5 protein-coding genes and 1 pseudogene are annotated in these 11,267 nt (G+C 37.4%); 4 read left to right on the forward strand and 2 right to left on the reverse strand.

Features of this window, described 5'->3' with window-relative positions; all coding sequences use genetic code 11:
* Nucleotides 1–700 (reverse strand): TIM barrel protein (locus tag AAC037_RS09605; RefSeq protein WP_339902789.1); only part of this gene is annotated, 700 nt, incomplete at its 3' end.
* A 5-nt stretch (nt 701–705) separates the two neighbouring features.
* Entirely contained in the window at nt 706–3,234 is a 2,529-nt protein-coding gene (locus AAC037_RS09610) for a c-type cytochrome (protein WP_339902790.1), read from the reverse strand.
* Between the two features lie 1,033 nt (nt 3,235–4,267).
* Here AAC037_RS09610 and AAC037_RS09615 point away from each other — a divergent pair.
* From AAC037_RS09615 to AAC037_RS09630, 4 genes and pseudogenes are all read left to right on the forward strand, one after another.
* Nucleotides 4,268–7,462 (forward strand): TonB-dependent receptor, encoded by a 3,195-nt coding sequence (locus AAC037_RS09615; RefSeq protein WP_339902791.1) that lies wholly within the window; start codon nt 4,268–4,270, stop codon nt 7,460–7,462.
* A 27-nt stretch (nt 7,463–7,489) separates the two neighbouring features.
* Nucleotides 7,490–9,265 carry a RagB/SusD family nutrient uptake outer membrane protein gene (locus tag AAC037_RS09620; RefSeq protein WP_339902792.1) on the forward strand — a complete coding sequence of 592 codons (1,776 nt, stop codon included), beginning with the start codon at nt 7,490–7,492 and terminating at the stop codon, nt 9,263–9,265.
* 565 nt (nt 9,266–9,830) lie between these two features.
* Nucleotides 9,831–10,988 carry a glycosyltransferase family 4 protein gene (locus AAC037_RS09625; RefSeq protein ID WP_339902793.1) on the forward strand — a complete coding sequence of 386 codons (1,158 nt, stop codon included), beginning with the start codon at nt 9,831–9,833 and terminating at the stop codon, nt 10,986–10,988.
* A gap of 83 nt (nt 10,989–11,071) precedes the next feature.
* Nucleotides 11,072–11,267: pseudogene (locus AAC037_RS09630) on the forward strand (sugar transporter); the annotation flags it as partial.

Here is an 11,267-nt window from a genome sequence, read left to right on the forward strand (position 1 = left end):
GCTGGAGGGTATGTTCAGGCTGCTCCATTAAAGCAATGCTGTTTCCAAAGTCCAAGGTAACCCCTATCCATTCACTTGATATTTTTTTTACCAAATCAACCAATTCATCAGCGCGCCAATCTTTGTGATTTTCAATCGCCAATTTAATTTTATGCTTGCTTAAAATCGGCACTACTTTTTCAAGCATTCTAGTGGCTGCTATTTTGAAGGATACAAAATCTTCTTCTGTATGAAGAGCTTCATATCTTCGAGGTCCTAAACTTACGGTTCTCAATACCTTAACACCGGCTTCCTTTGCCGAGGTAAGTTGCTTCTCAAAACCCGATAAATCAATTTCCTTCCTGGGCATTCCAATGGATCCTTCAAGGTACATGCCAAGCTTTTCTCTTTGATCTCTTATGTTTTTTGAGAAATCAGTAGACCAACCTTTTACTCCAACCTGGATACCTCCGGCACCAATTTTATGGCAATGGTTTAGTAAATCACTTGCATTTTTAAAGCCCGGATAAAGGCTGCTTTGATAAGAAGAATGCCACCTTTTTGCATAAGAATGAACAACAATACCTAGTTTATCCTTTCCAAAAATATCCGGTATGACAGGGATGCTCATGGCCAATAAGCCTAAACTTGCCTTTTTAATAAAATTTCTGCGATCACCGGAATAGTTTGTGATTGTTTTATGTGAGGGATTTTCCGTCATGAATTTTAAGGTTTATTCAAAGGGTTTATTGGTGGTTCATATCGTAAAAGATCTTCTGGTTTCCATGGCAAGACCCTGCCTTGTGTAGAAAGTCTTATTTCTGCAACTGTACCACTCTTTACAGCCGGCGCTTTATTATTCCATTCATTTCTAATATAGGTGAGGATATCTGCTATTCTGCCATTGTCAAGACTAGCCATGGAAGGCATCACAGGTAAAATTTCAGGGCTTTGGTACTGGACTCCATTAACAGTTAAAGAGCCTTCTAATCCGTGAATTAAAATCATGGCAAGTCGCTTTTCATTTCCGGTGACCCACTCAGATTTGTTCAAGGGGGGACCCATTCTTTTTATTCCTTCACCATCTTCTCCATGACAACCGGCACAAGTACTTACATAGTATTGTCTACCTTTGGCAAAGGATGTTTTTTCACTTTTTGACGAGAGGAAGGTGCCTTTAAGGCTGTCCACTTCATTTAATTTGCCGGGCCAGTCGAACAAGTTATTTAACTGATGGATGTTTAAATCACTTTTTTCAAAAGCAGTAGTGGTTGAGAACCTTGGTGCTTTGGGAAGTTGAATGGGTGAAGCTTTTTGATGGGAAGCAGCCACGGACATGCCCCTAAAAATAGCCGAGGATTTCCAATCTTGGGACGGTGCGCTTCTATTTAAGACTTGTACTAACTCTTGCATTTCCGATGGGTCATACTTATTACTGATGGCTGTAGCCAACATTTCGATAAAAATAGCTCTTGAACTCGTTTTATTTTGCCATTTTTTTTGTCCTATTAATGCCTGCAAAAAAGCAAATTCACGATCATGCAAGCTACTGAGCGCCGCATCCCTAAAAATTGGCTCATCAATCTTTTGTTCCATTACAGCAAAGATGACCTTATAATTAAACTTAGGAGAAAAGCTGCCTGAACTTAAGATTAATTGAAGGTTTATTGCCGGATTATTATGCTTCACTATTTTAAGCATGGCATTTTGCAGGATCTCTTTAACACGTGAATTATCTGCAGAAACCTGTTCTGCAAGGCGAAGGGAATGGATGGTAACTTGAGGGGTTTCAAATTTTTCTCTTTCCAATAGGGAAATGATAATTTTACCATCTAACTTCCCCATTCCTTCTAAAGTCCATAGGGCGTGGATTTGTGCCAATGGATACCTGTTATCTAAGGCTAGTTTTTCTAACCCTTCTACTGTGCTATTGTCATTTTTTTCAACAAGAAGCCTTTGAGCCATATCCCTATGCCAGCCGTTTGGATGTTTGAGCTTTTGAATGAGTTCTTGACTTTTTAATTCAGATAGTTTAGGTACTGTTTTGTTTTTTTGGTTTTTTCCGCTTATTCGCCATATTCTGCCATAATGTGTAGGCAATTCAAGTTTTCTATTGATAGTTATTTCTTTTAAATAAGGAGAGATATAGGCTGCATGTTGGATTAGACCTCGATACATGTCGGTAATGTATAAGGCACCATCAGGGCCGGATGTTAAACTGACAGGCCTAAACCGCTCATCTTGTGAAGCAATCACGGAACTACCTTGATCGGGCGAGGTGGTTTGGATAAAAATCCCTTTATCCGTAAGGCTGTACCTTTTAATCAAATTTCCGGAAGGTTCACAGATAAATACATTTTTTGAATATTGTTGTGGAAGTCCATCCCCTCTAAAATAAAAGGGAGCACATGCTGAAGTGAATTCCTTTAGTCTGTTTCTTTTATCCAATGTACCGGGAATATATCCCCTGTTGATGGCTAAATTCTCCCTGATGGGATAAATTTCACGATCGACAGTTAAGCCTTGGTCGATTCCAGAGGTACTGCTATGGTTGTGGTTTCTGTTAAAATAATTGGGGGGGACAAGGTCAGTGTGCAAAGGAGACCAATTGTAATTGTAGTAAAGCCTTCCATAGTTATCTTGGCTAATACCCCACTGCCCTCGGAATTCAGTGCTGTCTTTGATCCATTTTTGATCTTTAAACTTATAGCGAAACCGAGATTTTGCGTTGTAATACCAATTGTCAATTCCTCTCAATAAACCGTTACCGGCATGTTCAGGTAAATTACTTCCTGCATAATCGGGATCTACCAATACCTTGGTATCAGCCACTAAATCACCATCCAGATCCTGCGTCCACCAAAGCGCCATATTTTCTGCAACCAAGGCACCATTGGTTACTATGGCAAGTGCTCTGGGTAGGATAAGGCTATCAAGATAAATGGTTTTTTTGTCCATTTCCCCATCGCCATTAATATCTTCCAAGATTGAAACCCTGCCATTCAGTGCCTGTTCATCATGACCGTCTATGTTATTCATAAAACCTCTCATCTCAACCACCCAGAGTCTTCCCTCTTCATCAAAACTTGTAAAAACAGGATCTTCAACCAAGGGTTCAGCAGCCACAAGTTGTATGGAGAGGTCTTCATTAAATTCAAATTTGCTAAGTGCTTCTTGGGCTGAAAGAGCAGGGGAGGGATCATTTTTCTCTTGGGTGTTACAGCCTGTAATCGTAAAAAATACTATCCACGCCATTTTCAGAATAGAGGGGCTTAAACAGTATGAGAAATATTTAAACAATTTCTTAACAATTGGGTTTATTGGCTATGAGTTTCGCTATTATTTGGTAAATATAAAATTTTAACTTTAAAAACAAATGGTATTGTATCTATTACAGTCAAAAATTTCATTTTAAATAATTTTCACAGAAGTTAGTGTGTTCAGTCTCTAGATGATTAAAGGCTCATGGCAACCGGTAAAAGGTAGCATTTTACCAATAGAAGAAATCAAATAATAATTTTTCTTGTGGTATAGGCTAAAGTTAACGAATCGATAAAAATGTGTTCAATCAATGAGAAAAATAAAGTTTTATTTAAATCACAATAAATTTTTATTTCCGTTTACCTTACCGTATTAATTTATCTGTTAAAATTAATTATAATCTATAAAAATTTTATTTACAAGGAATGTTCTTGGTAAAATAATTAAATATAAGTACAACCATATCCTATGGATAATTTATAGAGAAACTGATTTTATTTGGTTGATTAAATTAAATAATTAATATCCGAAGTTGTTAAGTTTAAATTTGGTATAAATATTAAAAACAAAATTTAGTATTGTTTTTAATAATATTTAGAAGGAAATAGTAATTTTTTTTAGTCATAAAGTTTAAATGGTATGATATTTGATTTGATTTGGTAATTTATTTGAGGCTTTAAATCAATTTTAAATAATTGCATCAATTTTTTTTTCCTTAAATTAAAAAATCATATTATTGCCTAAATCGATTGATTAATTATTTTTTTGAAAGTATTTTTTATAATAGATAATAATTAACAGATAAAGAGAACCCATTATGCCAGTACTACCAGTTGCCTCAGTAAGTCCTTTAGTATTTTTAGGAACCAGTCTGTATTCAAGGACCGGGTATTCGCATTATTTTTCTCGGAAAAATTCTTTATAAGTTAAACATTGGTTGCTTTTACCGGTTAAATCTATTGAGCTTCATTAAAAATAGTGCTCTTAATTTAAATCAATTAATTTATACTAAACCTAAAATTTACTTATGTTAAAAATTTACAAATTATGCAGTTTGGTACTGTTGTCTTTGTTTGTTAGCACGGGCTTTGCCTTGGCGCAAATAGAGGTTTCGGGTACCGTCACGGATGACCTTGGGGATCCACTTCCCGGTGCAGCCGTATTGGTAAAAGGTACATCGAATGGTACTGTAACAGACCTCGATGGTAATTACACAATTTCAGTTGCCAATCAAGAATCCACTTTGGTGTTTTCTTTTTTGGGGTTTAATAATGTGGAGGAGGCCGTAGGAAGTAGGACCACAATTAATGTTACATTGGAACAAGGATTAAGTGGATTGGACGAAGTGGTTGTAACAGGGTACGGCTCTCAGTCTCGGCGAGAGATTACCGGTGCTGTTACTTCAGTGGATTCTGAGGAATTACTTGCCATACCTGCTACAACATTTGCACAACAGTTACAGGGCAGAGCAGCAGGTGTTACCATTATCAATGACGCAACACCGGGAGGTGGAGCTACTGTACGAATTAGGGGTTTTGGAACGATTAATAACAATGATCCCCTCTATGTAATAGATGGTGTTCCCACCCAAAACCAGGGAAATTTAAATCCCAATGATATTGAATCGATTCAAATATTAAAGGATGCCTCAGCTGCTTCGATTTACGGTTCAAGGGCTGCCAATGGTGTGATTATTATCACTACTAAAAGGGGAAAGGTAGGGAAGCCAAGTGTTTCTTTTAATGCCTATTATGGTATGCAAACATCTGATAGAGGTCCTGATCCATTGAATGCAGAAGAGTTGGGAGAATACCTTTATTTAGCCAATATTTATGGAAACCCAGGAAGTACGCCCACACACGGCCAGTATACATGGGGTCCAAATGGAGAGGTAAGTATACCTGATTATGTATTCCCTAGTGGAGCCATGGAGGGAGATTCCGGAGTTGATCCTAGTTTATATGCATTGGAACCGGGAAATATTTATCCCATAACCAGAGCATCTGACACCGACTGGTGGGCTGAAACCACAAGATCTGCGCCTATTCAGAGCTATCAAGTGACAGCAAATGGAGGAACCGAGAATGGTAGATATGCATTGTCCTTAAATTATTTCAGTCAAGACGGTGTAGTAAATAATATAGGGTATGATCGATATTCTCTCAGAGCCAATACTGAATTCAAAACACTTAAAAATAGATTAACGATCGGAGAAAACCTTTCCGTTACAGTTGGTAACAGAAAAGGTGGCTTTGGTAATGGATCAAGAGGTAATAATGAAGAGCAAAATGCTGTTTTTAGTTCATCCCTGCAACACCCACTTTTGCCTGTATATGATATCATGGGCAATTTTGCAGGAAGTAGAGGAGCCAATCTAGGAAATAACTATAATCCAGTAGCCTTTCTAGAAAGGGCAAAAGACAATAGGAATTTAGAATTGAGGGTTTTTGGCAACATCTATGCGCAAGTTGACCTTACGGATAATATCTATGTTAGATCAAGTTTTGGTGTGGATGCAAACAATAGAAGGGCTCGTTACATTGGCAGACCTCAGCCTGAATATGTTGAGGGTAATTTTGTCAATAGCTCCACTGCAGAGAATGAATATTCTTATCAATGGGTATGGACCAATACTTTGAGTTATACCAAAACCTTTAATGAGGTACATGCTTTCGATGCTTATTTAGGTTTGGAGTCCATCAAAGAATTTGGTGAAATATTTGGTGCTTCCAGGCAAAGATTTGCTTTTGAAACCAATCCTATTATTTCCTACCTTGACTTAGGAGATCCCAATACTGCAACCAATTTTGGAAGAGTAGAGAGTGATTATAGATTGTATTCTCAGTTTGGTAAACTCAATTATTCCTATGATGGGAAATACCTCGTTCAGTTTATTTTAAGAAACGATGGTTCTTCGAGGTTTTTAGCTGCATCAAGAAATGCAACCTTCCCTGCTTTTAGTTTAGGATGGAGGTTATCAGATGAAGCAGCAGTAGCTGAGGCCTTACCCATAGTGTCTGACATGAAGTTGAGGTATGGTTGGGGTAAAACAGGTAACCAATTGATAGGTGATTACAATGCCTATACAACCTACAGATCCAATATTTTTAACGCAGGATATCCCATTGATGGTTCCACTACCACACCTGCTCTTGGTTTTGATGCACAGCGATTTGGAAATCCGAATGCGAGATGGGAGACTACCACTTCAAATAATATAGGCTTAGACATAGAATTGATGGACGGTAAGTATTTCTTCGAATTGGATCTTTGGAACAGGGTAACCTCTGATATGCTATTCCAAACACCAATTAATTACGGACATGGAGATGCTACTGCACCTTTCTTTAACGTAGGCCAAATGACCAACAAAGGTATTGACCTAAATTTAGGGCTTGACGACACCGCTATGGGAGGAGAATTAAGATATGGAATTTCCGCCAATTTCTCCATGTACAGAAACAATGTTGATAATTTGGCGGAGAATGAAGACAATGTATTGTTTGGTACTTCCACTAGAGTTCCCTCCGTTACAATCACTCAATCCGGATACCCGATTTCTTCTTTCTTTGGATACAATAACTTGGGTATATTCCAAACCCAGGAAGAGGTAGATGCCCATCCGGCTTACGGTAATTACAATGCTGTTGGTAAATTTAAGGTTCAGGATGTTAATGAGGATGGTGTGATTACCGATGCAGATAGGACCATCATTGGAAACCCTCACCCAGACTTTGTTTATGGCATCAATGTCAACCTAGGATATAGAAACTGGGATTTGGCCATCTTTGGAAATGGATCAGTTGGAAACGATATTTTTAATTATATCAATTACTGGACTGATTTCAACACTTTTCAGGGGAATAAATCAAAGACAGCTTTGTATGATGCATGGCAGCCTAGTAACCCTTCCGGAACGTTCCCAATAATGGACATCAATGATCAGGTAAGTAGTCGACCTTCCAGTTATTTTGTTGAAGACGGATCTTATTTTAGAATGAGGAATGTGCAGTTGACCTATAATTTGTCTGAAGCATTATTAAGTAATATAGGCATGAGCCGGGCTTCTATTTATTTTCAGGGACAGAACCTGTTTACCATTACGAAGTATACAGGGACGAATCCTGAGATTCAGACAGGAAGTAACAATACCGTCGGGTTTGATGGAGGTTATATGCCTATTTCCAGAAATTTGATTTTGGGAGTAAATGTTACGTTTTAATCAATCATAACATAAAGAAGCAAACAAATGAAACGAATATATTTAAAAATAGCTACAGCATTTGTACTAGGACTGTCCATTACTTCCTGCCAGGAAGAGTTTTTGGAAACGGTACCCCAAGGTCAATTCAGTACAGTAGATTTGGCTAATGCGCAAGGCGTAGAGGGGCTGCTGTTAGGAGCCTACGCAATGATAGATGGATATGGACTGGATGGACAATCCGGATGGAATGGCACCATTGACAATTGGGTGTATGGAGGTGTAGTATCAGATGACGCCTATAAAGGAACAGATGCAGGTGATCAGCCGGAACAGTCCTTCCTGGAAGCTTTTGATTTTCAACCTACTAATCTTCACTTAAGAAATAAATGGAGAGCGGTTTATAAAGGAGTAGCTCGTGCAAATGATGTTCTAAACACTTTGAAAAAAGCTGAAGATGTGTCTGAGGCGAGGAGTGCTCAAATTATTGCCGAAGCAAGGTTTTTAAGAGGGTTTTTCCATATGGAAGCTAGAAAAATGTGGAGAAGAGTTCCTTATATTGATGACACTACCTTCGATCTAATAGATTTAGAGAGTAGTAAAGTTCCCAATGATAAGGAGATTTGGCCGGATATTGAGGCTGACTTTGAAGCTGCAATGAATACCCTACCTGAATCACAGGCAGATGTGGGAAGACCTACAAAATGGGCAGCTCAAGCTTTTCTTGCCAAAGCAAAAATGTTTCAGGGATGGGACCAAAGCACCGGGGAAGCCAATACTAGCGTGTTGGCAGAAGCGAAAACCCTTTTAGATGATATTTTAAACAACGGCCCATTTTCATTGACCAATACTTTCCAAGAAAATTTTCTTGTTGGAACGAGAAACAATGAAGAGTCAATCTTTGAAATTCAATTTTCTATATCAAGTGCCACTACAGCTGCAGCCAATGAAGGAACTACTTTGAATTATCCGTATACAGACCCTTGGGGATGCTGTGGGTTTTATCAACCTTCTCAGAATTTGGTAAATGCTTATAAAACTTCTGAAGATGGACTTCCACTTTTGGATACCTTTAATGACAGTGATGTTCCCAATGATCAGGGTCTCGCATGGAATGATCCTTTTCAAGCGTATGAAGGGCCATTAGATCCGAGACTAGACCATACAGTAGGAAGAAGAGATGTGCTTTATAAAGGATATAAAATTCATGGCAGTGACTTTATTAGAGATCAGAACTATGCCGGACCTTATTCTCCTATCAAGCATGTGGCAGAACCGGAATTTTTCGGCATAGGATCTAACCCGCGCTTGTCAGCCAATAATTACAGAATTATGAGGTTAGATATGGTGATTTTATGGCTTGCTGAGGCTGAGGTTGAACTTGGTAACCTAGAAAGGGCCAGAGAGCTCGTTAATATGATCAGAACCAGAGCAGCTAATCCTGATGGTTTTGTACCCAAAGCCATTCAAGGGGATGAAAGGAATGATTTTACTATAGTGGAGGGAGAACCTGCCGCCAATTATGTGATATCTACCTATGATATGCCATGGACAGACCAAGATGTGGCAAGAAAAGCCGTGAGAATGGAATCAAGGTTGGAATTTGCTATGGAAGGGCATAGATTCTTTGATTTACAGCGATGGGGTATTGCTGCTGAAACCATGAATGAATACCTTAATGAAGAAAGTACCAAAAGGACTTACTTAAGTAATGCAAGCTTTACCAAAGGGGTTCATGAATACTTCCCTGTGCCTTTAGAGGCGATTGAAAGATCCTTTAAAGAGGGATCACCTACATTGGTTCAGGATCCAGCATTCGATTAAGGAATTATTTTCGATTGATTGTAAAAAGGGTGGGGTTTCCTCACCCTTTTTTATTTTTGTATTGTACCTCTAAAAAGCATCCTTTTTTGCTAAAAGATATGGAGCGTTTTAAGGTAGAGAATTAGATTGCAAAGCAATTATAGTCAATAGGTTCTTAACCTTCCACTTGCGTTTTTAAATTTTTTTCTCAAAAGTTTAATCCAGGTAATTTTTGGAAACTCAATGGGGTAAACCTCATTTGAAAAACAAACTATATATCTCCTTATTTAGTTTTGCCTATAATTTTTATTTGCATTGATCAACAGGTACTCCAAGACCAATTAATTGTCTTGAATTTTGTAAAAACGCTCTTCTAAAAATTCTTTATATTTATTAGGGATTTGTTGGTTTTTTTTTCATTATGATTTTCAATGTTTATGAGCGCACAAAAAAATCGGTGGACTAACCACTTTTTATTTCCTTCATTCGTTTTATGAATAATAAAAATTAAAGACTAGTGAATAGAATATTTAATTTTCCATCGATTTAATAGGTATATTTGACCTTTTAATTAAATAATAGCTGAATGCCAAAGTTGATTAGGATCACTACTGTTCCCATTTCTCTCAAATTATTATTAAAAAATCAAATGAGTTACATGTCAAATGCAGGATTTGACGTGCTTATGGTTAGTTCAGATGGGAAGGAATGGCATGGTGTTTCAAAAAATGAAAAAGGCATTAGGAAAGAAATCATTCCTTTTACCAGAAAAATCACTCCTTTACAAGATGTTTATTGTCTGTGGTTGTTATACCGTTTGTTTAAGCGTGAGAAACCAGATATTGTACATACTCATACACCAAAGGCCGGACTTTTGGGTATGATTGCCGCGTGGATGGCCCGAGTACCTGTGAAAATCCATACTTTAGCAGGGCTTCCTTTTATTGTGAAAAAAGGTAGAAAAGCGAAGTTTTTATCAGGAATTGAGAAAATTACTTTCAGGTTTGCAGACGAGGTTTGGCCCAATTCATATTCGTTAAAAAAATTTATATTGGATAAAAAATTAGTTCGGCCGGATAAAGTGAAAATTATTGGAGAGGGATCTTCTAATGGGGTAGACCTAAAGGTTTTTAACAGGAGTAATTTACAGGAAAACCATTTAGTGGCAGCTACCATGCGAATTTTACCTGGTGAGGATGACTTTTTGATGCTTACCGTTGGTCGATTAGTCAAAGATAAAGGGATTGCCGAATTAGTGGAAGCTTTCGTTCAATCTAAAATTGTAAATCGGTCAAAGTTGATTTTGCTGGGAGATTTTGAACAGAAATTGAATCCTCTTGAGTCCAAAACCATAAACCAGATTAAAGATCATCCCAGAATTGTGCATGTGCCTTGGACGGATCATGTTGCGCATTATTTGGCCATTTGTGATGTTCTTATTCATCCTTCCCATAGGGAAGGGTTCCCCAATGTTCTTTTAGAATCAGGAGCCATGTGTTGTCCCATAATCTGTTCGGGTATTCCGGGAAACACAGATTTAGTAAAACATAAAAAGACTGCCCTAGTGTTTCAAGTTGGACATATTTCTGCATTAAAGGAAGCCATGGAATTTGCCTTTGTTAAAAGAACAGATATGCAGGGGTATGCGGAAAATCTTCACCAAAGGGTAGTAGAAAAATTTGAAAGAAAATCCATTCAAAAAAGTATTTTTAATGCATATAATCGCTTGTTGAATAAGGAATAATGTACTTTAAATTTAATTTTCTCATTTTTTTTCAAACCGTTCATATTTACTTAATTTTGGAGGTGGCCATAAAAAGTTTTTACATGAAAAAACTGGTATTACCGGTTTTAATTTTTATTTCAATTACTTCCTGTATAAGTAATAAGAGAATAAATTATCTTCAAAATTTAGAAGGAAATGAACCAATTGAGTTGGATGAATTCATTCCCTTTGCAGATGTAGAGTATGAGTATGTTTTACAGCCATTTGATATTGTAGATATTGATTTTGCATCTTCTA

Source organism: uncultured Cyclobacterium sp. (assembly GCF_963976465.1).
Classification (GTDB): domain Bacteria; phylum Bacteroidota; class Bacteroidia; order Cytophagales; family Cyclobacteriaceae; genus Cyclobacterium.

Bases quoted from the DNA above. Each gene is read 5' to 3' on its own strand.
- AAC037_RS09610 (WP_339902790.1), bottom strand. From the start codon at position 3,234: ATGGCGTGGATAGTATTTTTTACGATTACAGGCTGTAACACCCAAGAG.
- AAC037_RS09625 (WP_339902793.1), top strand. From the start codon at position 9,831: ATGCCAAAGTTGATTAGGATCACTACTGTTCCCATTTCTCTCAAATTA.
- AAC037_RS09620 (WP_339902792.1), top strand. From the start codon at position 7,490: ATGAAACGAATATATTTAAAAATAGCTACAGCATTTGTACTAGGACTG.
- AAC037_RS09615 (WP_339902791.1), top strand. From the start codon at position 4,268: ATGTTAAAAATTTACAAATTATGCAGTTTGGTACTGTTGTCTTTGTTT.